Origin of the sequence: Mesorhizobium sp. Root695, from assembly GCF_001428185.1 — a bacterium.
In the GTDB taxonomy this organism is placed as follows: domain Bacteria; phylum Pseudomonadota; class Alphaproteobacteria; order Rhizobiales; family Rhizobiaceae; genus Mesorhizobium.
In genome coordinates this window covers 127,701-152,617 of record NZ_LMHO01000045.1, presented here as the reverse complement: position 1 = coordinate 152,617, position 24,917 = coordinate 127,701, and the positions used below count along the sequence as shown (strand labels likewise).

General features: G+C 62.5%; 31 protein-coding genes. 15 read left to right on the top strand and 16 right to left on the bottom strand.

All coding sequences use genetic code 11. The features are described 5' to 3' along the window. Window positions 1–3: 3 nt before the first annotated feature. The 6 genes from ASD99_RS29910 to purC form a co-directional block, all read right to left on the bottom strand. Entirely contained in the window at window positions 4–411 is a 408-nt protein-coding gene (locus ASD99_RS29910) for a hypothetical protein (RefSeq protein WP_057145824.1), read from the bottom strand. Further along, on the bottom strand, window positions 408–1,073 hold the full coding sequence (locus ASD99_RS29905) for a glutathione S-transferase family protein (protein WP_057145823.1): 666 nt from the start codon (window positions 1,071–1,073) through the stop codon (window positions 408–410). The genes ASD99_RS29910 and ASD99_RS29905 overlap by 4 nt, the downstream gene beginning before the upstream one ends. Window positions 1,074–1,160: 87 nt before the next feature. Next, window positions 1,161–1,829, bottom strand: a complete 669-nt coding sequence (gene purQ, locus ASD99_RS29900; RefSeq protein WP_057145822.1) for a phosphoribosylformylglycinamidine synthase subunit PurQ — start codon at window positions 1,827–1,829, stop codon at window positions 1,161–1,163. Next, window positions 1,826–2,080: a hypothetical protein gene (locus tag ASD99_RS29895; protein WP_057145886.1), complete on the bottom strand. Its 255-nt coding sequence runs from the start codon at window positions 2,078–2,080 to the stop codon at window positions 1,826–1,828. The genes purQ and ASD99_RS29895 overlap by 4 nt, the downstream gene beginning before the upstream one ends. Before the next feature lie 19 nt (window positions 2,081–2,099). Further along, complete coding sequence (purS, locus tag ASD99_RS29890; RefSeq protein ID WP_023759521.1) at window positions 2,100–2,342, bottom strand: phosphoribosylformylglycinamidine synthase subunit PurS; 243 nt, start codon at window positions 2,340–2,342, stop codon at window positions 2,100–2,102. Between the two features lie 43 nt (window positions 2,343–2,385). Continuing rightward, a complete protein-coding gene (purC, locus tag ASD99_RS29885; protein WP_013532127.1) occupies window positions 2,386–3,180 on the bottom strand; it encodes a phosphoribosylaminoimidazolesuccinocarboxamide synthase in 795 nt (264 codons plus the stop codon). Between the two features lie 274 nt (window positions 3,181–3,454). On the opposite strand from purC, the gene ASD99_RS29880 reads away from it, so the two are divergent. Continuing rightward, window positions 3,455–3,775, top strand: a complete 321-nt coding sequence (locus tag ASD99_RS29880; protein ID WP_027028128.1) for a DUF1476 domain-containing protein — start codon at window positions 3,455–3,457, stop codon at window positions 3,773–3,775. Window positions 3,776–3,943: 168 nt separating this feature from the next. Beyond that, window positions 3,944–4,717 carry an HpcH/HpaI aldolase family protein gene (locus tag ASD99_RS29875; protein ID WP_057145821.1) on the top strand — a complete coding sequence of 258 codons (774 nt, stop codon included), beginning with the start codon at window positions 3,944–3,946 and terminating at the stop codon, window positions 4,715–4,717. Between the two features lie 6 nt (window positions 4,718–4,723). Here the strand turns inward: ASD99_RS29875 and ASD99_RS29870 are convergent, their stop codons facing one another. After that, window positions 4,724–5,278, bottom strand: a complete 555-nt coding sequence (locus ASD99_RS29870) for an RBBP9/YdeN family alpha/beta hydrolase (RefSeq protein ID WP_056594584.1) — start codon at window positions 5,276–5,278, stop codon at window positions 4,724–4,726. Window positions 5,279–5,520: 242 nt separating this feature from the next. Between ASD99_RS29870 and ASD99_RS29865 the strand changes: the two genes are divergently transcribed. Further along, window positions 5,521–6,333 (top strand): VOC family protein, encoded by an 813-nt coding sequence (locus tag ASD99_RS29865; RefSeq protein WP_056594587.1) that lies wholly within the window; start codon window positions 5,521–5,523, stop codon window positions 6,331–6,333. A gap of 73 nt (window positions 6,334–6,406) precedes the next feature. On the opposite strand, the gene purB is transcribed toward ASD99_RS29865, so the two are convergent. From purB to ASD99_RS29850, 3 genes are read right to left on the bottom strand one after another with little or no spacing between them, the layout of a single operon-like run. Continuing rightward, complete coding sequence (purB, locus tag ASD99_RS29860; RefSeq protein WP_057145820.1) at window positions 6,407–7,714, bottom strand: adenylosuccinate lyase; 1,308 nt, start codon at window positions 7,712–7,714, stop codon at window positions 6,407–6,409. Window positions 7,715–7,773: 59 nt separating this feature from the next. Next, window positions 7,774–8,274, bottom strand: a complete 501-nt coding sequence (locus ASD99_RS29855) for a hypothetical protein (protein ID WP_056594381.1) — start codon at window positions 8,272–8,274, stop codon at window positions 7,774–7,776. 20 nt (window positions 8,275–8,294) lie between these two features. Then, window positions 8,295–9,020: a DUF2259 domain-containing protein gene (locus ASD99_RS29850; protein ID WP_056594385.1), complete on the bottom strand. Its 726-nt coding sequence runs from the start codon at window positions 9,018–9,020 to the stop codon at window positions 8,295–8,297. A gap of 128 nt (window positions 9,021–9,148) precedes the next feature. On the opposite strand from ASD99_RS29850, the gene ASD99_RS29845 reads away from it, so the two are divergent. Further along, the gene (locus ASD99_RS29845) at window positions 9,149–9,403 is read left to right on the top strand and encodes a DUF2171 domain-containing protein (RefSeq protein WP_013532118.1); all 255 of its coding nucleotides are present in this window, start codon (window positions 9,149–9,151) and stop codon (window positions 9,401–9,403) included. A 15-nt stretch (window positions 9,404–9,418) separates the two neighbouring features. Here the strand turns inward: ASD99_RS29845 and ASD99_RS29840 are convergent, their stop codons facing one another. Both ASD99_RS29840 and ASD99_RS29835 read right to left on the bottom strand, forming a co-directional pair. Then, window positions 9,419–10,444, bottom strand: a complete 1,026-nt coding sequence (locus tag ASD99_RS29840; RefSeq protein ID WP_056594392.1) for a P1 family peptidase — start codon at window positions 10,442–10,444, stop codon at window positions 9,419–9,421. Continuing rightward, a complete protein-coding gene (locus ASD99_RS29835; RefSeq protein ID WP_056594395.1) occupies window positions 10,444–11,517 on the bottom strand; it encodes a branched-chain amino acid ABC transporter substrate-binding protein in 1,074 nt (357 codons plus the stop codon). Before ASD99_RS29835 ends, ASD99_RS29840 begins: the two co-directional genes overlap by 1 nt. 190 nt (window positions 11,518–11,707) lie before the next feature. Here ASD99_RS29835 and ASD99_RS29830 point away from each other — a divergent pair, with 190 nt between their 5' ends. From ASD99_RS29830 to ASD99_RS29800, 7 genes are all read left to right on the top strand, one after another. Beyond that, window positions 11,708–12,235 carry a flavin reductase gene (locus ASD99_RS29830; RefSeq protein WP_056594397.1) on the top strand — a complete coding sequence of 176 codons (528 nt, stop codon included), beginning with the start codon at window positions 11,708–11,710 and terminating at the stop codon, window positions 12,233–12,235. Continuing rightward, window positions 12,232–13,161, top strand: a complete 930-nt coding sequence (locus ASD99_RS29825) for an AAA family ATPase (protein ID WP_013532114.1) — start codon at window positions 12,232–12,234, stop codon at window positions 13,159–13,161. The genes ASD99_RS29830 and ASD99_RS29825 overlap by 4 nt, the downstream gene beginning before the upstream one ends. A gap of 3 nt (window positions 13,162–13,164) precedes the next feature. Then, the gene (locus ASD99_RS29820) at window positions 13,165–14,409 is read left to right on the top strand and encodes a vWA domain-containing protein (RefSeq protein ID WP_056594400.1); all 1,245 of its coding nucleotides are present in this window, start codon (window positions 13,165–13,167) and stop codon (window positions 14,407–14,409) included. A gap of 61 nt (window positions 14,410–14,470) precedes the next feature. Further along, the gene (locus ASD99_RS29815) at window positions 14,471–14,809 is read left to right on the top strand and encodes an XdhC family protein (RefSeq protein WP_056594403.1); all 339 of its coding nucleotides are present in this window, start codon (window positions 14,471–14,473) and stop codon (window positions 14,807–14,809) included. 6 nt (window positions 14,810–14,815) lie between these two features. Beyond that, entirely contained in the window at window positions 14,816–15,520 is a 705-nt protein-coding gene (locus ASD99_RS29810; protein WP_056594408.1) for an XdhC family protein, read from the top strand. Then, window positions 15,517–17,127: an NTP transferase domain-containing protein gene (locus tag ASD99_RS29805; protein ID WP_057145819.1), complete on the top strand. Its 1,611-nt coding sequence runs from the start codon at window positions 15,517–15,519 to the stop codon at window positions 17,125–17,127. Before ASD99_RS29810 ends, ASD99_RS29805 begins: the two co-directional genes overlap by 4 nt. 32 nt (window positions 17,128–17,159) lie before the next feature. After that, window positions 17,160–18,059, top strand: coding sequence for an alpha/beta hydrolase family protein (locus ASD99_RS29800; RefSeq protein ID WP_056594413.1), 900 nt, complete (start codon window positions 17,160–17,162; stop codon window positions 18,057–18,059). A 29-nt stretch (window positions 18,060–18,088) separates the two neighbouring features. Here the strand turns inward: ASD99_RS29800 and ASD99_RS29795 are convergent, their stop codons facing one another. Then, window positions 18,089–19,141: a DUF1176 domain-containing protein gene (locus ASD99_RS29795; protein WP_057145818.1), complete on the bottom strand. Its 1,053-nt coding sequence runs from the start codon at window positions 19,139–19,141 to the stop codon at window positions 18,089–18,091. A gap of 137 nt (window positions 19,142–19,278) precedes the next feature. On the opposite strand from ASD99_RS29795, the gene ASD99_RS29790 reads away from it, so the two are divergent. Then, complete coding sequence (locus tag ASD99_RS29790) at window positions 19,279–19,785, top strand: DUF1993 family protein (protein ID WP_056594418.1); 507 nt, start codon at window positions 19,279–19,281, stop codon at window positions 19,783–19,785. A 59-nt stretch (window positions 19,786–19,844) separates the two neighbouring features. Here ASD99_RS29790 and ASD99_RS34220 read toward each other — a convergent pair whose 3' ends face one another. Next, window positions 19,845–20,009 (bottom strand): hypothetical protein, encoded by a 165-nt coding sequence (locus tag ASD99_RS34220; RefSeq protein WP_082525718.1) that lies wholly within the window; start codon window positions 20,007–20,009, stop codon window positions 19,845–19,847. A gap of 397 nt (window positions 20,010–20,406) precedes the next feature. On the opposite strand from ASD99_RS34220, the gene ASD99_RS29785 reads away from it, so the two are divergent. The 3 genes from ASD99_RS29785 (at window position 20,407) to ASD99_RS29775 (ending at window position 23,384) form a co-directional block, all read left to right on the top strand. Further along, the gene (locus ASD99_RS29785) at window positions 20,407–20,880 is read left to right on the top strand and encodes a hypothetical protein (protein WP_056594422.1); all 474 of its coding nucleotides are present in this window, start codon (window positions 20,407–20,409) and stop codon (window positions 20,878–20,880) included. 118 nt (window positions 20,881–20,998) lie between these two features. Continuing rightward, on the top strand, window positions 20,999–22,066 hold the full coding sequence (locus tag ASD99_RS29780; protein ID WP_057145817.1) for an aldo/keto reductase: 1,068 nt from the start codon (window positions 20,999–21,001) through the stop codon (window positions 22,064–22,066). A 49-nt stretch (window positions 22,067–22,115) separates the two neighbouring features. Then, entirely contained in the window at window positions 22,116–23,384 is a 1,269-nt protein-coding gene (locus ASD99_RS29775; protein ID WP_057145816.1) for a cysteine desulfurase-like protein, read from the top strand. Between the two features lie 15 nt (window positions 23,385–23,399). Here ASD99_RS29775 and ASD99_RS29770 read toward each other — a convergent pair whose 3' ends face one another. Together ASD99_RS29770 and ASD99_RS29765 are read right to left on the bottom strand one after the other, a co-directional pair. Next, a complete protein-coding gene (locus ASD99_RS29770; RefSeq protein WP_057145815.1) occupies window positions 23,400–24,428 on the bottom strand; it encodes a histone deacetylase family protein in 1,029 nt (342 codons plus the stop codon). Further along, window positions 24,425–24,898, bottom strand: coding sequence for an N-acetyltransferase family protein (locus ASD99_RS29765; protein ID WP_413813966.1), 474 nt, complete (start codon window positions 24,896–24,898; stop codon window positions 24,425–24,427). Before ASD99_RS29765 ends, ASD99_RS29770 begins: the two co-directional genes overlap by 4 nt. Between the last annotated feature and the right edge of the window lie 19 nt (window positions 24,899–24,917).

The window sequence follows — 24,917 nt, the reverse complement described above, 5'->3', positions numbered from 1 at the left end:
GCACTACGCGGCAGCGGCGCAGGCCGGATTGCCGGCTTGCCAACGAGCTATGTCCGAGCCGATGCGGGCGCCGAGCGGATCGTTCATCAGCGGTCCGAACACGTCGACGCGGCTTGAATTGCCTTGCGCCTGCACGACCAGCAGTGGTTTGCCGCCATAGTGCTTGGCCGGCACCAGCAGGAAACGCGGTGTGCCGCTGAACGAATTCAGTTCGTTGGCCATCTGATATTGCTTGAAGGCCGGGTCCTTGCTGGCGATCCAGCATTTATGGGCAGCGATCGCCACTTGTTCCATGGCCAGCAAGGCAGCACTTTTGCCCGAGGGGACCGGCGTGCTCTTCGGGGTCGACTGGCAGGATGCGAGAACGAAACCCGCCGCGGCGACCAGCGCGATCGTCTTGCTCCTGATCAAGCGGCACCCATCTCAAGTTCAGACAGAAAGATCTTCAAACCGTCGGTCATCTCGCCCCACACCCGCGACAATGCCGGGTGCTGCGTGGCGATTTGTTCGTAGGCATCGAATTTGGGATAGGCGTCGAGCAGGTCGAGGCGTCCTGTCATGGCTCGGAAATTGTTGAAGATGAACCGTGTCGGTGTCAGCCAGGCATCGGCGAAGCTGATGTCGTCACCGAGCGCAAAAGGCCCTTGCGCCATGCGCGCCTCGATTGCCGCCAGTCCGTGATGCAGGCGGGCGAATTGGGCGTCGATCTCGGCAGTGTTTCGCTTCGGCCCGAAATGAAGCTCGAAAAGCTTCATCGTCGGGGTCAGCACATCGAGATCGGTGATGCGGGCGAACATGCGCACCAGCGCGCGGTCCTTGGAATCGGGCGGCAACAGCGCGGGTTCCGGAAACCGTTCCTCTAGATATTCGGCGATGACCACCGATTCGACGATGGTTTCGCCCGAACCGGTGATCAGCACCGGAATCCGGTTCATCGGTGAGATGGCGCGGAACGCTTCCGGGATCGGAAAACCGGGCGGCGGCGCGATGATCTTGAGCGGCACATCCTTGATGTAGGCCAGTGCCCGCACGATCGACGAGTAGGGCGACAACGGCCGCGAATAGAGTTTCATGACCGTCTCTCTCCCCAATGAATCGGACTTGCTCCGGTAAAGAGACAGGAATGTCCGGCTGTTTTCAAGCTGTTCGCTTCGATGACGTCAGGCGGCGATGCCGAGGGCACTTTCGAACACTCCACGGCCGTCGGTACCGCCATGGGCTGCCTCGATCAGGTTTTCCGGGTGCGGCATCAGGCCGAGCACATTGCCCTGGCTGTTGATGATGCCGGCAATGTCATTGATGGAGCCATTGGGGTTGGTGCCTTCGGCATAGCGGAAGACCACCTGGCCTTCGCCTTCGAGACGGGCAAGTGTGTCGGCGTCGGCGAAGTAATTGCCGTCATGATGCGCGACCGGCGAGCGGATGATCTGGCCTGGCTGGTAGCGGCGTGTGAACATGGTGTTGGCGTTGGTGATCTCAAGCTTCACCTGCCGGCAGACGAATTTCAGCGAGGTGTTGCGCATCAAGGCGCCCGGCAGTAGGCCGGCCTCGACCAGGATCTGGAAGCCGTTGCAGACGCCGATGACCATGACGCCCTTGGCCGCCTTTTCGGCCACCGCCCGCATGACCGGCATGCGCGCCGCGATCGCGCCGCAGCGCAGATAATCGCCGAAGGAAAAACCGCCCGGAATGGCGATCAGGTCGACATCGGGGATTTCGGTGTCGGTTTGCCAGACCGTGACCGGCTGTGTTCCCGAAATCTTGGTCAGCGCCGCGATCATGTCGCGGTCGCGGTTGAGGCCAGGCAGGAGGACGACGGCTGATTTCATTTCGGTTCGTAAGGCCTCTGTGCTTCGGAGAGCTCGCTCAGGTCGAGCCGGCGTTCGATATGTTCCAGCCGGTCATCTTGGCGGGCGAGCACAACATAGATGTTCTTCACGTCACCCTCGGTGGCTATCAGATGACCGCGAATGGAACCAAGCTCGGATTTTACCTCTCCAAGCGTCAAATCGATCCTGTCCAACCGAGATTGGATGGACTTGAGGACTTCAAATATCAAGCTCCCATCGATCTCGGCCACCAACTCCTCCGGTACAACCTCAGGTGATGGCTACACTATAATTCTCAATCACCGTGTTCGCCAGCAGCTTGTCGCACATGGCCTTCAGGTCGGCCTCGGCCTTGGCCTTGTCGCTTTCCGCCAGCTCGACGTCGAACACCTTGCCCTGCCGCACCGCGCCCACACCGCCGAAGCCCAGGCCGGACAATGCGTGTTCGATCGCCTTGCCTTGCGGGTCGAGCACGCCGTTCTTGAGGGTGACGGTAATGCGGGCCTTGATCACGCTGGACATGCTCCTGTTCTGAATATCGGGTCGCAAACCGCTATCAGTGCGGCTTGCCTTTGAGGCCGTCGGTCGAGGCGACAAGCACCGGGCCGGTGGGGCGCGGCGGCTCGTTCTCGTTCATGATGCCGAGGCGGCGGGCAACTTCCTGGTAGGCCTCGACAAGGCCACCCATGTCGCGGCGGAAACGGTCCTTGTCGAGCTTGTCCTGTGTCGCCACGTCCCACAGGCGGCAGGAGTCCGGCGAAATCTCGTCGGCGACGACGATGCGCATCATGTCGCCCTCGAACAGGCGGCCGCATTCGATCTTGAAGTCGACGAGCTGGATGCCGACGCCCATGAACAGACCGGAGAGGAAGTCGTTGACGCGGATGGCCAGCGCCATGACGTCGTCGATTTCCTGCGGGCTCGCCCAGCCGAACGCGGTGATGTGCTCTTCCGACACCATCGGATCGTCGAGCGCGTCGGCTTTGTAATAGAATTCGATGATCGAGCGCGGCAAAACCGTGCCTTCCTCGATGCCGAGACGCTTGGACAGCGAACCGGCAGCGACATTGCGCACCACCACTTCGAGCGGAATGATCTCGACTTCCTTGATCAGCTGCTCGCGCATGTTGAGCCGGCGGATGAAATGGGTCGGAATGCCCATACGGTTCAAATGGTTGAAAATGTACTCGGAAATGCGGTTGTTGAGGACGCCCTTGCCGTCGATGACTTCGTGTTTCTTCTTGTTGAACGCGGTTGCATCATCCTTGAAGAACTGGATAAGCGTGCCCGGTTCGGGTCCCTCATAGAGGATCTTGGCCTTGCCTTCATAAATGCGGCGGCGATTTTTCATCTGATTTTTCTCTGGGGTTCCGGACAGGCGGTATCAGACCATTTCCTGTCCGTCTGCCTGAAATAGTGCGGCTACGGTAGGGTTCAATGCCGGGTCTACCCCAATCACATCGTTTGCTCAATCGGCAAATCCTTCCAATCAACCGCTTTCGGGACTGAAATGCCGCAGCGCAGCATGCGATGAAGCGTATTGACCGGCCCGCGACCTTTTGGTTTGTGCTTTGGCAACGCACATATTCACCGCCAACGAATCGAATTTGACCCGGAGGGACGCCATGAGCAGCATGAAAGACCGCGAAGAGGGCTTCGAGCGCAAATTTGCTTTCGACGAGGAACTTCGGTTCAAGGCCGCTGCGCGCCGCAACAAGGCGCTCGGCCTGTGGGCCGCCGAAAAGCTCGGAAAGTCGGGCGCCGACGCCGACGCCTATGCCAAGGAAGTGGTTGTTTCCGACATCGAGGAAGCCGGCGACCACGACGTGTTCCGCAAGATCCGCAAGGATTTCGATGCGGCCGGCGTCGACCAGTCGGACCATCAGATCCGTCGCACCATGGACGAGTTGATGGCGCAGGCGATCGAGCAGATCAAGAACACCTGATCCGGCCGAAGCAGGTTCCGCAAAAGTGTCCCACGGTTTTGCGACAGAGAACCTGCGACAGGCCAAAGAATGACTGGACCAATCGACCGCCCGGCCTATCCGGGCGGTTTTTCTTTGCCTTTGCCGCGGTTTCCGGCTGAACTGCGATCGTTAACAAGGAAAGAGTCCATGTCCCTGAAGTCCCGCCTGGCGGCCGATGAAACGCTGTTCACCGCATGGTCCGGCGTGCCGGATGCCTTGAGTGTCGAGATCGTCGCCAAGCAGGGGTTTGATGCCGTCACGCTCGATATGCAGCATGGCGGCCATCACGAAGACAGCGTCTTGCGCGGCCTGGTGCCGGTGCTCGCTGCCGGCAAGCCGGCGCTGGTGCGCATTCCTGTCGGCCGTTTCGACATGGCAAGCCGCGCGCTCGACTTCGGCGCCGAGGCTGTCATCGCGCCGATGGTGAACTCGGTTGCCGACGCAAAACTGTTCGCCGCCGCGATGAAATATCCACCGCTCGGCGAGCGCTCCTGGGGTCCGACCTACGCTTTTCCGCGCCACGGCAAGGGCGACCAGGCCGACTGGCTGCGTGACAGCAACCAGCGCACCATGGCTTTCGCCATGGTCGAGACGCGTGCGGCCCTTAATGCGCTCGATGGCATCCTCGACACGCCGGGCATCGACGGCATCTTCCTTGGCCCGTCGGATTTCTCGATCGCCTGGAGCAATGGCGCCACGGTCAATTCGACGCTGGAAAGCATGATGGAGACGGTGGCGTCGGTCGCCGAGCGTACCCGCAAGGCCGGTAAGTATGCGGCGATCTATGTCGTCGAGCCGGCAATTGCCGGCCGTGTTGTGTCGATGGGCTACCGGCTGCTGGCCATGGGCTCGGAACACGCGCTGATCGGGCTCGGCGCAAGAACCCTGATCAAGAGCGTCAGGGATTCGATCGGCTCCTGAAGACGCTCAGGCCTTCAGATCCGTCAGGAATTTGGCGAAGGTCATCGAACCTTCGGGCCACGGCCCGAAGCCCGAATCCGCGTTGAGGTGGCCGGTCTCGCCGGCATCGATGAACAGCGAACCCCATGCGCCCGCAATATCCTCGGCCACATCGAAGGCGCAGAACGGATCGTTGCGGCTGGCGATCACGATGGACGGGAAGGGCAGCGGCTCGCGCGGGTAGGGGCCGAAGGTCATCAGATGCCTCGGCTTGATCTTGGGATTGGCGACATCGGGCGGCGCCACGAAGAAAGCCCCGGCAACCGGCTTGCGGAACTGCGGAATGGCTTGCACCGCCGTGGCGACACCGAGCGAGTGCGCGACCAGGACGACCGGCCTGTCGGCCTCGTTAACGGCCTTGGCCACGCTCGCCGTCCAGTCCTCGCGCACCGGCTTCGACCATTCCGTTTGCTCGACGCGGCGCGCCGTCGACAGCTTCGACTGCCAGCGGCTTTGCCAATGATCGGGGCCGGAATTGGTGTAGCCCGGCACGATGAGAATATCTGCTTCCTTGACCTTCATGGCGCTGAGATAGCGAGCGGCGTCGCTTCGTGCAACGGTCATCAACGGCACTCTTGATCACAATAGTGAACACGATGTTCGCTTCTTCGCGTCTTGTGTGAACGATGCCTGTGGACGATTTGTGGTGGGAACAGAAACAGCCGTGTGCGGGAACCCGGATATTGGAACTGACACGACGTATGATGATCGGCAGCGCGGCGCTTCTTGCCTTTTCACCGCAGGCTGGTCGAACGGAGCATCTGATGAGTGAACTGCCTTTTGCCGCCACCACCCCGGTCAGCGTTGCCCGCGTCGGGTTGAAGGCGCGCGATGCCGAAAGTCTTGCCGCATATTATCGCCGGGTCGTCGGTCTGCAGGAGTTGAGCCGTGCCGACGGTGCGATTACGCTGGGCGCCGCCAACCGTCCGTTGCTGGTCATCGAGGGCGATCCTTCGGCCAAGCCGGACGATCCGCGCAGCGCCGGCCTGTTCCACACAGCCTTCCTGCTGCCCAGCCGCGCCGATCTCGGCCGCTGGATCAACCACGCCATATCAGACAAGATCGCCATCGAGGGGGCTTCCGACCATCTGGTCAGCGAAGCGCTGTACCTGACCGATCCAGAAGGCAACGGTATCGAGATCTATGCCGATCGCCTTCCCAAGGACTGGAAGTGGAATGGCGACAAGATCGCCATGGCGACGGAGCGGCTGAACATCCCGTCCGTCGTTGCCGAGGTGCCGGCAGGTGACGCCGGTTGGCAGGGCGCGCCGGAAGACAGCATTGTCGGCCATGTCCACCTGCGCGTCGGCAGGCCGGAAGACGCCGAAGCCTGGTGGAACCAGGAATTCGGCTTCGACACGGTGGCGAAATATGGCGGCCAGGCGGTGTTCCTGTCGTCGGGCGGCTATCACCACCACATCGGCGCTAACGCCTGGCAGAGTTCGGGCGCCGGCCGCCGCGATTCCACCCGGTCTGGTCTGGCCTGGGTCGAAATGCGTTCGGACAATGTGACGAGCCCGATAACCCGCGAAGATCCCTGGGGCACGGTGATCAGGGCTGTTCCCGGCAAGGCCTGACCGTCCTCCGGACACCAAAACAAACAAGTCCGCCGGCAATGGCCTGCGGACCTATTTTTGTTTCGGACGGGTCTCAGGCTTCCCCGAACACCCGCTTGAAGATCGTGTCGACATGCTTGGTGTGATAGCCCAGGTCAAATTTCTCGCGGATTTCGGCTTCCGGCAGCGCTGCGGTCACTTCCTTGTCGGCCAAAAGTTCCTCAAGAAAATCAGCGCCTTGCTCCCAAACTTTCATGGCGTTGCGCTGCACCAGCCGGTAGGAGTCTTCGCGCGACAGGCCCGCCTGCGTCAGCGCCAGCATGACGCGTTGCGAATGCACGAGGCCGCGGAACTTGTTCATGTTCTTCAGCATGTTCTCGGGATAGACGAGCAGCTTGTCGATGACGCCGGTCAGCCGTGACAGCGCGAAATCCAGCGTCACCGTGGCGTCCGGCCCGATCATGCGCTCCACCGAGGAGTGCGAGATGTCGCGCTCGTGCCAGAGCGCCACATTCTCCATAGCTGGCAGCGCCATGGATCGCACCATGCGGGCAAGCCCGGTGAGGTTTTCGGTCAGCACCGGGTTGCGCTTGTGCGGCATTGCCGAGGAGCCTTTCTGGCCCGGCGAAAAATACTCTTCCGCCTCAAGCACTTCGGTACGCTGCAAATGCCGGATTTCGATCGACAGCCGCTCGACCGACGAGCCGATGACGCCGAGCGTGGCAAAGAACATCGCGTGGCGGTCGCGCGGGATCACTTGCGTCGACACCGGCTCGGGCTTCAGGCCGAGCTTTGCCGCCACATGTTCCTCGACATAGGGGTCGATGTTGGCGAAGGTGCCGACCGCGCCCGAAATGGCGCAGGTGGCGATGTCTTCCCGCGCATGCACCAGGCGCTCGCGGCAGCGCGAGAACTCGGCATATGCCTGCGCCAGCTTGACGCCGAAGGTTGTCGGCTCGGCATGGATGCCGTGGCTGCGGCCGATGGTGACGGTGTCCTTGTGCTCGAAGGCACGGCGCTTGAGTGCCGCAAGCAGGCCGTCGATGTCGGCGAGCAGGATGTCGCTGGCCCGGGTAAGCTGCACGGCAAAGCAGGTGTCGAGAACATCTGACGAGGTCATGCCCTGGTGGATAAAGCGGGCGTCGGGCCCGACGAATTCGGCAAGATGGGTGAGGAAGGCGATGACGTCGTGCTTGGTGACGCGCTCGATCTCGTCGATCGCCTCGACATCGAATTTTGCAGCACTGCCCTTTTCCCAGATGGTTTTTGCCGCTTGCCTGGGGATCACGCCGAGTTCGGCCAGTGCGTCGCACGCATAGGCTTCGATCTCGAACCAGATGCGGAACCGGGTTTCGGGCGACCAGATGGCGACCATTTCCGGCCGGGAATAGCGAGGGATCATCGGTCAGTCCTGACGTATCGAGAAGTTTGCCCGCGTCCTAACAGAGGCGGGCAAAATGCTCAACGCTGCTGGCGGGCAAACCAGACACCCGCGGCAAACAGGGCGACGAAACCCAGTGGAAAATAGAGCCGGATGCCCAGCACGACGAACTGATAGAGCGCAATCAACGTCGTGAAGACGAACTGGAGGGCCCAGGTGTGGGTGAAAGCAGGTGCATGCCACGCGGCGTAATAGGAGCGGTACTGCAAGGCAAACAGCCCGCCGGTCAGGCCGATCGTTGCTGCAGTGAGGCACACGAACGCCGCCGCGAAGGCGACTTCCCAGCGCCTTCCCTGCGAAACCAGTCGCGCCGCAAACAGGCCAATCGGAAAGGCCAGCGCAGCCCCCAACGCGAACAGCACGGTGACGATGCGGATTTTCGCCGGCGTCTCCCAGTCGTCCAAAAACAGGGTGACGAGTGCACTGGCACCCATCGTCACCGCCCACAGCAAGGCGCCGAAAAGCGCTGTGCGCGGCGTCGGTATCGCGCGGCGAAGGCGGTTCAGCGCACGATAGCGCATGGCGGGTCGAACAAGCGGTGTCACAGCCGGCCGGTCACCGCTATCCAGCGAAAGTCCGGCCCCTCGAAGCCGTATTGGCGCACCGCGATCAGCACCGCATAGGCGCTCAGACTGTCCATTGAAAAGGTCTGCACGGCGCCGATGCGATAGCCGTTCGGACAACCCCGGCTTTTCGGGATCGCCTTGTCCTCGTGCAGCAGCTTGGTGGTGCCGCCATCCTGCGCCTCGATGCGCAGCAGCCGGAAGCCGTTGATCTCGCCCTGGGTCTCGCAGCCCTCGGTGTTGTTCATGCCCAACTCGTCGAGGCGGAACTCGAGCGGTGGGTCGACCGGCGAAAAGATCGGGCGCGGGTTGACCGCCATCCGGTGCGGATCGGCCGAAAGTTCGGTTACAGGGTTGAAACCGGCGGTGATGCCGCGGTTGGCGCTCAGCTCGGCCTGACTGACAATGGCTTCGCCTTTTTGCCGGGCCTGAAGGCGCGCCGCGTCGAGTTTGGCATTCTCGTCCTCGAGCCGGACCCGGATCGGTGTGCCCTTGAGGAAGCTGTCGGTGCTGGTGTCGATGTAGTAGCGGTTGGCATAGGGAAAGCCCGATCCATCCTGCACGCCATATTCCTCGAAAGCGAAGACGCCGCCGTCCTTGTTGAAGCCGAGGATTTCAAGCTCGGCGACATCGCCGGCACGTGCGCCGATCGAAGTCGCAAACTGTGCAAGCAGGCCAACGGCAAAGAGAAAGAGCATTCGCATCGGTCTTCACCCCCGTGATCGTTTCAATCCCCTAGCACGACGAAATCAAAACGTCGTGCAATGCGAAAGCCGATGCATCCAATCGGCCCGTCATTTGTTAATGTCGGCAGTCCCAATGGAGAACCACCATGACCGACACCAGCAAAATTCGTGAGCATATGGAAGTCGTCGGCGCCGATGGCGTGCATGTCGGTACCGTCGACAAAGTCGACGGCCAGCGCATCAAGCTGACCAAGGCCGATAGCGGCGAGGGCGCTCACAAGGGCCATCACCATTACATTCCCCTGAGCCTGATTGCCGAGGTCGATGGCAAGAAGGTGTGGCTGTCGGCGAATTCCGATGTCGCGGTGACGTTCGAGGAAGAAAAGTCCGATCCGGTCTGATTGAAGCCTTCCGCCTCATCCCAAGCGTGACGACCAGACCGGAAACAGATCGTTTTCGTTAGGCGTCGCGGCAAACACGCCGCGGCTGATGGCACGTGCCATGGTGGCACCGGCAGCGGCGTAGAGGTCAATTGCCGCGTCGGCGGCGAGTTCGATGCCGCTGGTGCCGGTCGCCAGCGCGAACACAAGGTCGCCATCGGCCGGCGTGTGCGTCGGCCAGATGGCGCGCACGAATCCGTCATGCGCCGATATCGCCAGCCGTTTTGCCGCGGCCTTGGTGAGGACCGCATCGGTGGCAATGACGGCGATGGTGGTGTTGCCGCCGGTCTCCGTCTGCCTCCGGACATGTTTGTCGCGGTATTTCAGCAGGATATCTTTCGCGTCGTCCGGCATCGGCGAGGGATAGCCAAGCCCGCCGAATTCGTAGCCGATTTCGAATGGTGCTGCCCAGAAATGGCGGGTGCGGCCTGTTGTCACCGAGCCAGTCGGATTGACGGCGGCCAGCGCGCCGACGGTGACGCCGCTGTCCAGCAGCGTCGAGGCGGAGCCGAGGCCGCCCTTCAGCCCCGAGGTCAGCGCGCCTGTGCCGGCGCCGATGGTGCCGAGTTGGAAGTCGGCGGTGGCGGTTTGCGCTGATTCATAGCCAAGCTCGCGGTAAGGCGGATAACGGCCCCAATCCTTGTCGCCGCCATTGCGCAGGTCGAACAGGATCGCCGACGGCACGATCGGCACACGAAAGCCGCCGACCTCGAAGCCGATGCCGCGTTCACGCAGCGCCGCCTGCACGCCGGATGCCGCGTCGAGGCCGAAAGCCGAACCGCCCGAAAGCACCACGGCGTGGACCGCCTCGACTGAATTGTGCGGTTCGAGCAGGTCGGTCTCCCGGGTGCCCGGCGCACCGCCCAGGATCTGAACGCCGGCCACCGTGGGCGCATCGCAAAGCACGGTCGTGACGCCGGATTTCAGCCTGGCGTCGGACGCGTTGCCGACGCGCAGGCCGGCAACGTCGGTGATCAGGTTGCGCGGGCCGGTGCGAAACATCAGTTGCTTTCCAAAGGCGCAAAGCGCGTGCCGTCGAAGCGGAAGACGCGGTAGGGGCTTTGGCTGAGATCTCCTTTTGCATCAAAGCGGATCGGCCCGATCGCGGTGGTGAAATCCTGTCCGGTCAGGGCTTCAGTCAGCGGCTTGCCCAAGCTTTCGGACAAACCTGACGCCGCCTTGGCGATTTCGACCGCCGCAAAGGCCGGCAGCGCATAACCTTCCGGCACGATCTTTTGCGTGGCAAAGGCCGCCAGCACTTTTGGGTCGGCGACATCAGCCCATTCCGGGGGTGCGATCATCAGTGTGCCCGTCGCATAGGGCACGTCGCCCGGCGGTGCGCGGAGATTTTCGCCGCCGGCAAAGACGATACCCGCCTGGAGCTGTGCGGCATCGCGGCCCATGATGGCGATGTCTTCGCCGTCGCCGCCGGCAAAGACATGCGTGGCGCCGGCCTTCTTCAGCCGGCCGATCATGCCGATCTGATTGTCGAGCTGTGGCCGGAACGTGTCGACGAACACCGGTTTCAGCGCCGCCTGCTCGGCCGCTGCCCGCAGCGTCTCGGCGATCTCACGGCCATAGATGGTGCCGTCGTCGATAATGGCGAACAGCTCGTTCTGCCACAGATGGGTGAGGACAGAGGCGACGGTGTTGCGCTCATCGTCGCCGCGTGGCCCGAGGCGATAGACCGGCCAGCCGGTCTTGGCGCGGCGGTCGGTCAGGCTTTCGGTTCTCACGCCAACGGTGATGACCGGAATGTTGGCGTCCTTGAGAATCGGCATCGCCGCCTCGATCGCCTCGGTGCAGAGAAAGCCGACCACGATATTGACCTTGGCCGTAACGAACTCCCTGGCCGCCGCGGCGCCGCCGTCGGCGGTACAGGCGTCATCCACGGTCTTGAGTTCTATGCCGTTCGCTTCGGTCGCCAGACCGGTGCCGGCCTCGATCTGCTTGCCGAGAATGGCCGATGGTCCCGACAGGGGCGCGGCGACGCCGACCAGCAGCGTCTGGGCGCTGGTGGCGCTGGCCATGAAAAGCCAGACCAATGCGGCCGTTGTCGTTGTCCTGGGTCGCATCCTGGTGAAGATTTCCTCCAAGCTGGCGACATGTTGCAGGCGCCAATTCCCGCCAAGACCTAAAGGCTGCCCGGCCTTGGTGCAACATGCGAATTCAAGGAGATGAGCCGAGGTCCAGCCGTCGCCTCGCTTGTGGCATGTCGTATGTCGCCATATATAGCGATAGGGTCATGACCATGGAAAATTTCCAGTGCTGAAGAAGAACGACATTGGGCCGCAGGCCTATCGCGACGCGATGAGCCACTTTGCCGGCCACGTCCATGTGGTCACCACCGACGGGCCGGCGGGCAAGCGCGGTGCGACAGTGATCGCGGCCTGTTCGGTATCGGATACCCCGCCGACCGTTCTGGTCTGTCTCAACCGCGAAAATCTCAAGAACGAGCCGTTCGTGAAAAACGGCAAATTTGCCTTGAACACGCTGGCTTCGCACCAGGAGCCGCTGTCGGTCGGCTTTTCCGGCATCACCGGCCTGCCGGTCGAGGAGCGTTTCGCGCTCGGCGAATGGGACGTGATCTCCACCGGCGCGCCGACGCTGAAGGGCGCGCTCGCCGTGTTCGACTGCGAATTGATCGACACCAAGGATCTGGCGACGCATCGTGTGCTTTTTGGCAAGGTGACAGGCCTGCGGATGGGCGATAATTTGCGGCCGCTGATCTACCACGCCCGCGGCTACCACGTTCTGGAGAGCGGAGCGGCGGCGTTCACGGAGAAAGAATGACCGAGCTGAAACCGCGCGCCGCGCCGCGGACGATCGACGAGACGCTCGATCTCCTGACCGGCGCGGACTATGTGGCGGACCGATCGCTGGCGACCGTGCTGTTCCTGTCGCTGCGCATGAAGCGGCCGCTGTTCCTCGAGGGTGAGGCCGGTGTCGGCAAGACCGAGATCGCCAAGGTGTTGGCGCAGGCGCTCGGCCGCCGGCTCATCCGCTTGCAATGCTATGAAGGCCTCGACGTCTCGTCCGCCGTCTATGAGTGGAACTACGCCGCGCAGATGATCGAGATCCGCATGGAGGAGGCGGCCGGCAAGGTCGAGCGCTCCGCCATGGAGCGCAACGTCTTCTCCGAGAAATACCTGATCCGCCGCCCGGTGCTCGATGCGCTGACCGGCAAGGCGGGCGCTGCTCCGGTCTTCCTGATCGATGAGCTCGACCGCACCGACGAGGCGTTCGAAGCTTTCCTGCTCGAAATCCTGTCCGACTTCCAGGTGACGGTGCCCGAACTCGGCACCATCAAGGCGGAGGAACCGCCGATCGTCATCATCACCACCAACCGCACCCGTGAGATCCACGATGCGCTCAAGCGGCGCTGCCTCTATCACTGGGTCGACTATCCAAACGCCGAGCGCGAACTGGAGATCGTGCGCCGCAAGGTGCCGCAGGCCAACCAGCGGCTTTCGGCCGAAGTGGTCTCCTTCATCCAGAAGCTGCGTCAGATCGAGCTGTTCAAGGTGCCCGGCGTCGCCGAAACCATCGACTGGGCCGGCGCGCTGACCGAGCTTGACAAAGTGGCGCTCGATCCGGAAACCGTCTCCGACACGATCGGCGTGCTGTTGAAATACCAGGACGACATTGCCCGCATCGAACAGGGCGAAGGCCGGCGCATCCTCAACGAGGTGAAGGCCGAGCTTTCGGCTGCGGAGTAGGCGATGTCGCGCCCCGAACCGAAAGAAGCGACGGCGGACGGGCGGATCGCCGACAACATCGTCTATTTCGCCCGCACCTTGCGAAAGGCCGGCATGCGGGTCGGGCCGGCCTCGGTCAAGGATGCCATCGAAGCGGTGCTGGTCGCCGGCATCGGTTCGCGCGACGATTTCTACTGGACGCTGCACGCCGTGCTGGTGTCCAGGCATGAGGATCACGCCACTTTCGACGAGGCCTTCCGGCTGTTCTGGAAGTCGCGCGAACTGATCGAGAAGATGCTGGCGATGTTTTCGCCGGTGGCGCCTGATGTCAGGGAAAAGCAAAAACCCCGCGCGGCCGAAAACCGCGTCAGCCAGGCGATGTTCGAGGGCCACCAGAAGAATCAGCCGCGCCAAGAAATTCCCGAGATCGAGGTCGACGCCCGCTTCACCTTCTCCGGCAACGAGGTGTTGCGGGCTAAGGATTTTGCCCAGATGAACGCCGCAGAGATGGCCGACGCCAAGAAGGCGATCGCGCAGTTGCGGCTGCCTTTCGACATGGTGCGGACCCGGCGCTACAAGGCCGATGCGCATGGGCGCCGCATCGATCCGCGCGCCATGATGCGTTCGGCCGCGCGCACCGGCGGCGAACTGATCCTGCCGAAATTCCGATCACCGCGCGAGGTTCATCCGCCGCTGGTGGTGCTGGCCGACATTTCCGGCTCGATGAGCCAGTACACACGCATTTTCCTGCACTTCCTGCATGCGCTGACGGAAAAGCGCCGGCGCGTGCACACTTTCGTCTTCGGCACCCGGCTCACCAACCTGACGCGGCAGATGCGCCATCGCGATCCCGATGCCGCACTTGCCGACTGTTCGGCGGCGGTCAAGGATTGGTCGGGCGGCACCCGCATCGGCGATACTTTGGCCGAGTTCAACCTGATATGGTCGCGACGCGTGCTGGGGCAGGGCGCGGTCGTGCTTTTGATCACCGACGGGCTGGAGCGCGACGATGTCGCCGGCCTGTCGGAGGAAATGGAGCGCCTGCACAAGTCCTGCCGGCGGCTGATCTGGTTGAACCCGTTGCTGCGTTACGACGGCTTCCAGGCGCGCGCCCGCGGCGTCATGGCGATGCTGCCGCATGTCGACGAGTTCCGTTCGGTGCACAATCTCGATGCGCTCGCCGATCTCTGCGCGTCGCTGGACAAGAAGTCGGCACAATCCGTCGATCCGCGCCGATGGCTGGACGCTGGCGCGAGGCACGCCGCATAACCATATCTTTCCCATCCGAATAACAGATCCTCGAGAAAAACAGACTTCTGGAGAAATGGTCATGGAAAACAGCATTTATCTGGATGAAGCTCGCGATCCCCTGATCATCGCGGAGGGGTGGATGAAGGACGGCAAGGACGTGGCCATCGCGACAGTGGTCGAGACCTGGGGCTCGGCGCCCCGACCCGTAGGCAGCCATCTGGTCATCGATGCGGACGGCAATTTCCACGGCTCTGTTTCTGGCGGCTGCGTCGAAGGCGCGGTGGTGACGGAAGCCATCGACGTCATCGACAGCGGCAAGGCCAGGATGCTGGAGTTTGGGGTTGCGGATGAAACCGCCTGGCAGGTCGGCCTTTCCTGTGGTGGCCGCATCAAGGTGTACGTGGAAAGGCTCGGCTGATCTCTGATGGATCCCTATGCACTGAAAACTCTGAACGCCGAACGCCGCGCCCGCCGCGCGGCGATTCTTGTCACCGACCTTGGTGACGGCCGCGACCGCATCGTGCGCGAGGGCGATCAGGTCGCCGGCGATCTGGGAGCCGCGATCGCCAAGGCCTTTCGATCAGGCAATTCCGGTTCGGTCGAAGCAGAGGGTCGAACCTTCTTTCTCAACGCGCATCTGCCGCAGCCGCGTCTGGTCGTGATTGGCGCTGTCCATATCAGCCAAGCGCTGGCCCCGATGGCGAAAATCGCCGGCTATCCCGTGGAGATCATCGACCCCCGCACCGCCTTCGCCACGCCGGACCGCTTCCCTGACGTGGCGCTTCATGCCGAATGGCCGGAGGATGTGCTGAAGCGTCTGCCGCTCGACAGCTACACCGCACTTGCCGCCGTCACCCATGACCCGAAGGTCGATGATTTCGCCCTGAAGGCGGCTCTCGACGCCAACTGTTTCTATGTCGGAGCGCTTGGCAGCAGGAAGACGCATGCCAAGCGCGTCGAACGCTTGCTGGCGCTGGGCGCGAGCGCCGAGCAGATCGCGCGTATCCATGCGCCGATCGGGCTCGATATCGGTGCGGCCAGCCCGGCCGAGATCGCCGTTGCGGTGCTGGCGCAAGCGATCCACGCGTTCCGCTCGCGCGGTATGGATGCAAAAGGCGCGGCGGCGTGAAATTCGGCCCGATCCCGATTGAAACGGCGGAAGGTGCGGTGCTGGCGCACGCCACCACCGCCGGCGAGCGCCGCTTCCGCAAGGCGCACAGGCTGAGCGCCGGAGATTTGGCGCTGCTGCGGGCCGCCGGCATTTCTGAGGTTGTTGCAGCCGTGCTGGCCGCCGACGACCTCGGCGAGGATGCCGCCGCGCAGACGATCGCCGAGAGCATGGCTTTTCGCGGCATCGAGGCCAGGTCGGCTACGACCGGGCGGGTCAATCTCCATGCCAGAGCGTCGGGCATCTTTACGGTCGATGCCGCTATGATCGATGCCATCAATGCCATCGATCCGGCCATCACCATCGCCACGCTGGCGCAGCATGCGCCGGTCGAGAGAGGCCAGATGGTCGCGACCGTGAAGATCATTCCCTTCGCGGTCAGTTCGGCGCTGGTCGACGCCGCGACCAAGATCTGCGCCGGTGGCGAGATATTTGCCGTCAATGCCTACCGGCCCGTGCGTGTCGGCGTCATCCAGACGGTTCTGCCGGGCATCAAGCCAAGTGTGCTGGACAAGACGCTGCGCGTCACCGAAGCGCGGCTGGCGCGCACGGGCGGCAGGCTGACGGCAGAGCGCCGCACGCCGCATGAGATCGCACCGGTGGCGGAAGCCGCGGCCTCCCTGGCGCGTGACAACGACATGGTGGTGATCTTCGGCGCCTCCGCGATGAGCGATTTCGCCGATGTCGTTCCTGCAGCGATCGAGAGGGCGGGTGGTACCGTCATCCGGGCGGGCATGCCGGTCGATCCCGGCAATCTGCTGGTGTTGGGCATGCTTGACGGCAAGCGCGTCATCGGCGCGCCCGGCTGCGCCCGCAGCCCCAAGGAAAACGGCTTCGACTGGGTGTTGGATCGGTTGATCGCTGGCCTTGACGTGACCGCCAAGGATATTGCCGGCATGGGGGTCGGCGGGCTGTTGATGGAAATCCCGACGCGGCCGCAGCCGCGCGAACCGCTCCCGGCCAAAAGCCAGCTCAAGGTCGGCATCGTGCTGCTGGCGGCCGGCCGGTCGAGCCGCATGGGTGGACCGAACAAGCTTTTGGCGCTGTTCGACGGCAAGCCGCTGGTGCGCCGCACCGCCGAGCGGGCGCTAGGCTCGAAGGCGTCTGGCACGATTGTCGTCACCGGCCATCAACGAGAGCGGGTGCGCACGGCGCTGGCAGGCCTCGACGTGACCTTCGCCGACAATCCCGATTTTGCCGAGGGCCTGTCTACGTCGCTGAAGGCCGGCATTGCCTATCTGCCGGAAGGTTGCGCCGGCGTGATGATCGTTCTCGGCGACATGCCTGATATCACGTCCGACGACCTCGACAGGTTGGTCGATACATTCCGCAAGGCCGGCGGCAATGCGGTGGTCCGCGCCTCGCATGACGGCAAGCGCGGCAACCCGGTGCTGTTGCCGCGTTCGCTGTTTCCGGCGATCGCCCATCTCGAAGGCGACACCGGCGCACGCCATCTGGTTGAGGCCGAAGGGCTCGATGTCATCGATGTCGAGATCGGCGCGGCGGCGTCTGTCGATGTCGACACACGCGAGGCACTGGAATGTGCCGGCGGCGTGCTGCAGGATTGACAAACCCAGACCGAATTACGCATGCCTGAGGGATGGCTATTCGTACCGTCGCATTCGTAAAGCTCCACGCCTTCCTGGCGGCAACATTTGTTTTTTGTGTCGCCGCCCCCGCTGCCGCTCTCGAACTAAAACCCTTCAAGGACGATCTCTTCGCCTATCCGGCCACACTGTCGTCCAACACCAGCGGTGCCTACACGGTCATCGACTACCGCGAGATGCGCGATATCAACCAGCGTGACCAGGTGCCGGAGCGCCGGGTGAACGCCCAATACACCGACACCAGCGTTCGCAAGGCGCAGCAGGATCTGTTGCTGAAAACCGATGCCGGCGATGTCAGGCATGTCGCCGTCGGCAAGACCGAGGGCGCCGGCATTATCGTGCTTTACCTGCACGGGCAGGGCGGCAGCCGCAAGCAGGGTGTCGACGACTTCACCTTTGGCGGCAATTTCAACCGGCTCAAGAATCTGATGGCCGGCAATGGTGGCCTCTATCTCAGTCCGGATTTTACCGAGTTCGGCGACAAGGGAGCGGCGCAGGTGGCGGCGCTGATCGGTCACTATGCCGAACAGTCGCCCGGCGCGAAAATCTTCGTCGCCTGCGGCTCGATGGGCGGAGCGCTTTGCTGGAAGCTGGCCGCGCGCAAGGATACGGGCGGCCGCATCGACGGCCTGCTGCTGCTCGGCTCGCTGTGGGATGAGAGCTTTTTCACCAGCCCCGCCTTCAAGCGCCGCGTGCCGGTCTTTTTTGGCCAAGGCAGCCACGACGTGGTCTTCCCGGTGGCAAATCAGGAGGCGTTCTTTCGCTCGATCCTGGCCAAATCGAAGACCTATCCGACCCGCTTCGTCCGTTTCGAGACAGGCACCCACGGTACGCCGATCCGCATGACCGACTGGCGCGGCACGCTCAACTGGATGCTGTCGAAGGCGCCCTGATCTGTGCTGCCGGCAAGCCCGTGTGACGCTCAAGGCGCGGTGTTGTAGTCGACAACCGTCTGCGGATTTTGCTCGCCGTCATAGGACGCATCGACATCGTACTGGACCAGCGAGAAATTGCCATTGCGGAACAGATACGTCCCCGCGTCGGAAGCATCGCCGACCCCTCGCCACTTGTTGAAGGTGGTGATCGTGTGGGCGTTCTCGTCATAGTCGGAATTGACCGCCCAGCCGGTCGTCTGGAAACCGACGATGGTCATGCCCAGCAATTTGCCGTCGCTGTTATTGTTCTCGTAGCGGATGTCCATCTTGGGTTCGGCGAACTGCAATTGCTGCACGCCCGAGACCTCGTCGGTCATGTAGTAGATCGAGCTCTCATTGTACGCTGCGGCCGAGCAGGAAAAATGGAACAGCCGTGTTTCCTTGTCGGGATCGCCAGGCTGCGTATCGTTGTCCTTATATTTGATCGAAAAAACGGTCGGCGCATCGGCGAGGAACTGCTTGTCGCACTGGTCGCCATAGGTCGCCAGAAAGGCTTTCTTGGCCTGCTCCAGTGCCGCGTCCTTCTTCGGTGGCGGCGGCCCATCGCCGCAGCTTGGCGGCAGCGCCTCCTCGAAGTCGGCGGTGGAGGGTTTCAGCACGCCTTTTTCGATATGGATCGGATCGAAGGGGGGCGCCGCCTGGATCTGGGCATTCACTTGGCGCAGCGTGTAGCAGCCGGCAAAAACCTTTTCGCCGCCACTCTTGTCCGTCGCGCGGATGGCAACGGGGACGTTGTAGAAAATGCTGCCGGCGGCACCTTCGTCGGAGACACCTCCGGTGGCAACCTCGACCTTGTCGGTGCCGTCATAGCCTTTGACGAAACTGTCGAAATCCTTTGCCGGCTTTGTATCGCCGAAATACCCCCAGGCACGGGCGAATTCGTGCCGGCTGATGGCACTGTAGAGCGAGCGGACAACCGCATCGGCGCTCGACCGGTCGTCGACGTAGGGCGCTTCGGGGGCATCTTCAGCGGCCAATGCCGTCTGGCCGATCGGGGCAAGGGAGAGAAAGGCAGTCGCTGCGAAAAGGGCGCGTCTCATCGGAATCTCCGCTCGATATGCAGATTCTACTCTGGCGATTGCGGCAACGTGGTGACGCAGCATCGGCGGTCTTGAAGAATCGTGCGCGAAGGCGCTACGTCGCGTCCGCCGGCGTTCGGCCGGGCAGGAGATTTGACATGACGATATCGATGTATGAGGCCTCCGTGCCTGTGTTCTCAGCTAGGCTAAAAGCGCTGTCCAATGTGCTGGCGACCGCCGAACAGAATGCGCTTGACCGCAAGATCGATCCGCAGGTGTTCTTGACCGCTCGGCTGGCGCCCGACATGTACGCTCTGACCCGGCAGGTGCAGATCGCCACCGATCACGCCAAGGGCGCACCGTCCCGACTCGCCGGGCGCGAGGTGCCGAGATACGAGGACAATGAGGCGAGTTTTGCCGATGTCCAGGCACGCATCGCCAAGACCCTGGAGCTTCTGACGACATTTTCGGCTGCCGAGTTCGACGGCTCCGACGACAAGATCATCGAGCTGAAGCTTGGCGGACGCGAAAGTTCGATGCCCGGCATGCAGTACCTGCTGCATGTGGCCATGCCCAACTTCTATTTCCACCTCACCACGGCTTACGACATCCTTCGCCACAATGGCGTGCCGTTGGGCAAGGCGACGTTCCTGGGTGCGCGCTAAGAAATTGGGGTTTTGGAGATGTCCCGGACCGATCCGGGACATCTCGCGATCGGCCGCATCTAGCGAATGGCCATTTCGCGGGCGATGCGTGGAAAGTCGGCGGGCTTGATACCGATGTCGGCGCGGTCGGCATTGCTCATCGAATGGAGCAGCGCGAGCGCCGAGCGGTATCTCAGATGTTCCTGCGGGCGCGGCCGGGCGAACATTTCAGTGAAGAAACCCATAATTCAGGCTCCAGGTTAGTCCTCCACGTCAGCCAATATAGGTGAATCGTGACAATTGTGCAGTGCAGCATTTGCATGCCTGCCATGTCTTGACGATTTTCCTTGGCCATTTTTCCGCAACTAGGTGAAACTTTTGCCCGCCGCGCATCGTAGCCTCGAATGCTGGCTACATGGCCGGTTTTTCCTGCCACTCCTGGCGAATTCCGGAGTGCATGAAAGTGCAGTCCGGCTTTTTGTTTTGAGGTGAGGAGTTGAAGCGGCGACCGCGTGCGACGGCTAAATTCGTTAAGATCGATGGCATGCATTTTTAACGAGCCGGTTCTATGCTCTCAAGCTTGCACGGTCGGGCAAGGAGGAGGCTGACATCGCTGCTGGCGCCAAGCGTGATTTCGCTTCGTTGCTCGACGACCTCTTCGTTGCCTCCGACAAGGGCGACGGGATCGAGGGCGAAGAGGCCGGCGCTCGTCCATCTATCCCGTTCGACTATCTCTCGGTGGCCGATGAACTCCATTCCGGCCGCATCAAGGTTTCGGGCAGCGGCTTTGCCACCGAATATCGCGAGGCGGGTGCTGATCTGGCGACCGAGTTCGCCGCATTGCTCGATCATGCCAAACTGGCTCTGGCTGGCGAAGAACCAAAGCCCGAGGAAAAGCTGCCGCCGATCGATCCCGAATCCATCGCGGTCGAACTTGGCCTGAACCAGCCCAAGCAGGTCGCCGACTTCAGCCGCATGCGCCGCAGCTTTGCCTTTGCCAACCATCCCGACCGTGTCGCCCCGCATCTGCGCCAGCGCGCCATGATCCGCATGCAGGTGGCCAACATGCTGATCGACGAGGCCAAGCGCCGCGCGCTGGCCGGCGCTCGCCGCTAAACTTTTCCGGTTCACGCAAAAGTCGGTCTGCCGAGGCTTGGAGAGCGGCTCTGCTTTCCTGTAGGATGCGGCTTCCTCCCGCGCTACCGCGCACGCTTTCCCTCCGGAGCAGAATTCCATGCACAAACGCCGTCTCGGTCGGACCGATCTTCTTGTTACCCAAATCTGCCTGGGCTCCATGACCTGGGGCCAGCAGAACACCGAGGCCGAGGGTCACGCCCAGATGGACCTGGCCTTTTCACGCGGCGTCAATTTCATCGACACCGCCGAACTCTATCCGATCCCGCCCAAGGCGGAGACGCAAGGACGGACCGAAAAGATCATCGGCAGCTGGATGAAGGCCAACCGCAACCGCGACAAGGTGATCCTTGCCTCCAAGGTCGTCGGCCCCACGGCCAACAGATGGTTTCGCGGCTGCAGGCCATCGCAACTGGTGCGCGCCGATATTTTTGACGCCATCGACAAGTCGCTGGCCAAGCTCGGCACCGACTATATCGACCTCTACCAGATCCATTGGCCGGAACGGGACATCCCCTGGGGCGCCAACCCGACGCGCGTCGGCGCCGTATCGCCGCGCGCCGATTCTGTCGGCGCGCCGGCCGACGAAACGCCGATCGCCGAGACGCTTGCCGTGTTCGACGAGTTGGTGAAGGCAGGAAAGATCCGCCATTTCGGCCTGTCGAACGAGAGTTCCTGGGGCGTGATGCGGTTCCTTGCTGAGGCTGACAAAGGGATCGGACCCCGTGTCGCGTCGATCCAGAACGCCTACAATCTCGTCAACCGCACTTTCGAGGTGAATCTCGCCGAGGTCTGCGAGCGCGAGCAGGTGTCGCTGCTCCCCTATTCGCCTCTGGCTCAAGGCTATCTGACTGGCAAATACGACCATGGCGCGCGCCCGCAAGGGTCGCGCTCGCAGCTGTTCAATCGCGGCCAGCGCTACGAGACGCCCAATGCCGCCGAAGCACAGCTCGAGTACAATGAGCTGGCGCGCTCCTTTGGCCTGGAGCCTGCGCTGTTTGCCAATGCCTACGTGTCAAGCCGGCCGTTCGTGACCTCGAACATCATCGGCGCCACCACCATTTCGCAGCTCGACATGGCGCTGTCTTCCGTCAATGTCGTCTGGACCGAAGAGATGCAGAAGGCGGTGGATGCGATCCATCAGCGGGTCGGCAATCCCTGCCCTTGATTGGCTCCGGTGGTAGAATTTATCCAGGAATAACAGGGGGGTGTAAGCGATGGTGGATTTTCCGATCGAGGCAGTGCGTGGAAGGTTTCCCGCTCTCTCCCTGACCGACAAGGGCCGCCGCCGCGTCTATCTCGACAATCCGGCCGGCACGCAGGTGCCGCAAGCTGTCGCGGACGCCGTGTCGCGCTGCCTCTTGACCACCAATGCCAACCTTGGCGGCTATTTCGAAACGACGATTGCCGCGCAAGCCGTCGTCGACGAGGCGCACCGGGCAATGGCTGATTTCCTTGGCGCCGCAAGCCCCGAGGAAATCATCATCGGCGCCAACATGACGACGCTGACCTATCACATGTCGCGCACGCTCGGCCGCACGATGAAGCCCGGCGACGAGATTATCCTCACCCGCATGGACCACGAGGGCAATGTGTCGCCCTGGCTGCAACTGGCCGAGGACCTCGGCCTTGTCGTGCGCTGGCTGCCGTTCGACGAAAAGAGCTGGCAGGTTGAAGAAGCAACGCTGGCTGGTCTGCTTTCAGACAAGACACGGCTGGTCGCGTTGAACTACGCCAGCAACCTGACCGGCTCGATCAACCGAGTGAAGGCGCTGACCGCCATCGCCAGGAACGCCGGCGCGCTTGTCTATGTCGATGCCGTGCAATTCGCCCCGCACGGACTGATCGACGTGCAGGAACTCGACTGCGATTTCCTGATCTGCTCGGCCTACAAATTCTTCGGCCCGCATATGGGCATATTGTGGGGCCGCTGTGATGTCATCGACGACCTGAAACCCTACAAATGCCGCTGCTCGTCGAACGGTTTGCCGGAGCGGTTCGAACTCGGCACACCGCAGATCGAACTGATGGCCGGTCTCACCGCCGCGGTCGACTACTTTGCCGACCTTGGTGCGGCGGCGGGCGGGGACGGTTCAAGAAGGCAGAAGATTGCCAAGGCGTTTGCGGTTTCGGTTGCGTATGAAAACCCGCTGGCGCAACAGCTGATCGACGGCCTCTCCGACATCTCAAGTCTGACCATCCACGGCATCACCGATCCGAAGCGGCTTGGCGAGCGCGTTCCGACGGTTTCCTTCACCGTCGACGGCATCGTGCCCGAAACGATCGTGCGGCAGATGAATGCCGAAAATATCTTCCTGTGGTCCGGCCATAACTACGCCTGGGAGATCGTCCACCAGTTGGGCATTCCGGCCGAGCATGGCGTCGTGCGCATCGGCATTGCCCACTACAACACTACAGCCGAAATCGACGAGACGCTGGAGAGCGTGCATCGGGTCATTGCCATGCTCAGGCAGCAGCGATCCTGACGATCGCTTCGATCTTCATCGCGCCTTGCCGCCGAAGCCGGTGAGGAACGCGGTGAGATTGTCGCTGAGTTCGTCGCAGAGGTAGCCGCCCTCCTGGACGATGACCGTCGGCAGGCCGAGCTTTGCGATGGCCTCGCCGATGCGCGAGAACCCCGGCGTCGTCACTGAAAGTCCGCCGAACGGATCGCCCTCGAACGCGTCGAGGCCAAGCGCCACGACCAGCGCATCCGGCGAAAAGGCACGGATGCGCTGGAACGCCACCGCGAGCGCTTCGAGAAACGCCGCGTCGGCGGATTTGCGCGGCAGCGGCAGGTTGAAATTGTAGCCGAGGCCAGGCCCTTCGCCGCGCTCGTCGGCATGGCCCCAGAAGAACGGATAGAAACGCACCGGATCGGCATGCAGCGAGACGGTCAGCACATCCGGCCGTGCATAGAAGATGCCTTGCGTGCCGTTGCCGTGATGCAGGTCGACATCGAGGATCGCCACGCGCGACGCCGTCCTGCGCAAGACCTGCGCGGCGACGGCGGAGTTGTTGATGAAACAAAAGCCGCCGGCGACATCGGCAAAGGCATGGTGACCGGGTGGGCGGCACAGCGCATAGGCGGCCGGTGCGCCTGATATCACAGCCTCGGCCGCACCGACCGCGCTCCAGGCGCTCCACAGCGCGCTCTGCCAAGTCTCGCCCGAGATCGGGCAAGCCGTATCGGCCATGTGATAGCCGGCCTGGCCGACCGCCGAGGCCGGATAGGAGCCGTTGCGCGCAATCGGATGGATGTTGGGAATCACCTCAGCCGACGCGCCGTCGATGCGCTGCCAGCGCGTGTAGATATGCTCGAGGAAGTCGAGATATTCCGGCGTGTGCACCGCCGAGACAGGACCGAGCCCATGATTGCGCGGCCGTTCGATCGTGAAACCCGCGGATAATGCGCCAGCTAACAATCTCTCGACGCGCTCCGGCTTTTCCGGATTGGGCTGCGCCGTACCGCTCGAAAGAAAGGCCTTGGGGTCGTGGCGCTTCTGTTCCTCGGCATAGAAGGCTTTCATTCCTGATCCCCATTTTCGGCCGCGTCGGCGAAGGCAAAGAAGGCCTCGCCGATGATCTTCTGTGTCTGCTCATAGCTTGACCAGGCGATTCCCAGCCTTTCGTAGAAGGCCTTGGCGCCTTCATTGTCGGTGTCGACGGACAGTCGGAGATAGACGCCGCCTTCTTTCCGGCACTGCGCCGCAACGTGCCGCAGCAGCCGTTCGCCGATCTTGCGGCCGCGAAACCGATCTTCGACATAGAGGTCCTGCACATAGACGCCAGGCCGCCCCATCCAGGTCGAAAACATCGGGAAATGCAGGCAAAGGCCGGCGAATTCGCCGTCCACTTCCGCGATCAGTGTGGAGAAAGCGGGTTTTTCGCCAAAGCCGTAAGTTCTAAGATCCTCCGGTGTCGAGATGATTTCCTCGGGCGCACCAATATGGGTGCCGAGTTTCAGGATCGCGGCGTGGATGCTTTCGACGTCTTCCACTCGACCGGGGCGTATGAGA

Coding starts and splice junctions, on each gene's coding strand:
- ASD99_RS29905 (WP_057145823.1), bottom strand. CDS start 1,073: ATGAAACTCTATTCGCGGCCGTTGTCGCCCTACTCGTCGATCGTGCGG.
- purQ (WP_057145822.1), bottom strand. CDS start 1,829: ATGAAATCAGCCGTCGTCCTCCTGCCTGGCCTCAACCGCGACCGCGAC.
- purC (WP_013532127.1), bottom strand. CDS start 3,180: ATGAAAAATCGCCGCCGCATTTATGAAGGCAAGGCCAAGATCCTCTAT.
- ASD99_RS29880 (WP_027028128.1), top strand. CDS start 3,455: ATGAGCAGCATGAAAGACCGCGAAGAGGGCTTCGAGCGCAAATTTGCT.
- ASD99_RS29875 (WP_057145821.1), top strand. CDS start 3,944: ATGTCCCTGAAGTCCCGCCTGGCGGCCGATGAAACGCTGTTCACCGCA.
- ASD99_RS29870 (WP_056594584.1), bottom strand. CDS start 5,278: ATGAAGGTCAAGGAAGCAGATATTCTCATCGTGCCGGGCTACACCAAT.
- ASD99_RS29865 (WP_056594587.1), top strand. CDS start 5,521: ATGAGTGAACTGCCTTTTGCCGCCACCACCCCGGTCAGCGTTGCCCGC.
- purB (WP_057145820.1), bottom strand. CDS start 7,714: ATGATCCCTCGCTATTCCCGGCCGGAAATGGTCGCCATCTGGTCGCCC.
- ASD99_RS29855 (WP_056594381.1), bottom strand. CDS start 8,274: ATGCGCTATCGTGCGCTGAACCGCCTTCGCCGCGCGATACCGACGCCG.
- ASD99_RS29850 (WP_056594385.1), bottom strand. CDS start 9,020: ATGCGAATGCTCTTTCTCTTTGCCGTTGGCCTGCTTGCACAGTTTGCG.
- ASD99_RS29845 (WP_013532118.1), top strand. CDS start 9,149: ATGACCGACACCAGCAAAATTCGTGAGCATATGGAAGTCGTCGGCGCC.
- ASD99_RS29840 (WP_056594392.1), bottom strand. CDS start 10,444: ATGTTTCGCACCGGCCCGCGCAACCTGATCACCGACGTTGCCGGCCTG.
- ASD99_RS29835 (WP_056594395.1), bottom strand. CDS start 11,517: ATGCGACCCAGGACAACGACAACGGCCGCATTGGTCTGGCTTTTCATG.
- ASD99_RS29825 (WP_013532114.1), top strand. CDS start 12,232: ATGACCGAGCTGAAACCGCGCGCCGCGCCGCGGACGATCGACGAGACG.
- ASD99_RS29820 (WP_056594400.1), top strand. CDS start 13,165: ATGTCGCGCCCCGAACCGAAAGAAGCGACGGCGGACGGGCGGATCGCC.
- ASD99_RS29815 (WP_056594403.1), top strand. CDS start 14,471: ATGGAAAACAGCATTTATCTGGATGAAGCTCGCGATCCCCTGATCATC.
- ASD99_RS29810 (WP_056594408.1), top strand. CDS start 14,816: ATGGATCCCTATGCACTGAAAACTCTGAACGCCGAACGCCGCGCCCGC.
- ASD99_RS29800 (WP_056594413.1), top strand. CDS start 17,160: ATGGCTATTCGTACCGTCGCATTCGTAAAGCTCCACGCCTTCCTGGCG.
- ASD99_RS29795 (WP_057145818.1), bottom strand. CDS start 19,141: ATGAGACGCGCCCTTTTCGCAGCGACTGCCTTTCTCTCCCTTGCCCCG.
- ASD99_RS29790 (WP_056594418.1), top strand. CDS start 19,279: ATGACGATATCGATGTATGAGGCCTCCGTGCCTGTGTTCTCAGCTAGG.
- ASD99_RS34220 (WP_082525718.1), bottom strand. CDS start 20,009: ATGGGTTTCTTCACTGAAATGTTCGCCCGGCCGCGCCCGCAGGAACAT.
- ASD99_RS29780 (WP_057145817.1), top strand. CDS start 20,999: ATGCACAAACGCCGTCTCGGTCGGACCGATCTTCTTGTTACCCAAATC.
- ASD99_RS29775 (WP_057145816.1), top strand. CDS start 22,116: ATGGTGGATTTTCCGATCGAGGCAGTGCGTGGAAGGTTTCCCGCTCTC.
- ASD99_RS29770 (WP_057145815.1), bottom strand. CDS start 24,428: ATGAAAGCCTTCTATGCCGAGGAACAGAAGCGCCACGACCCCAAGGCC.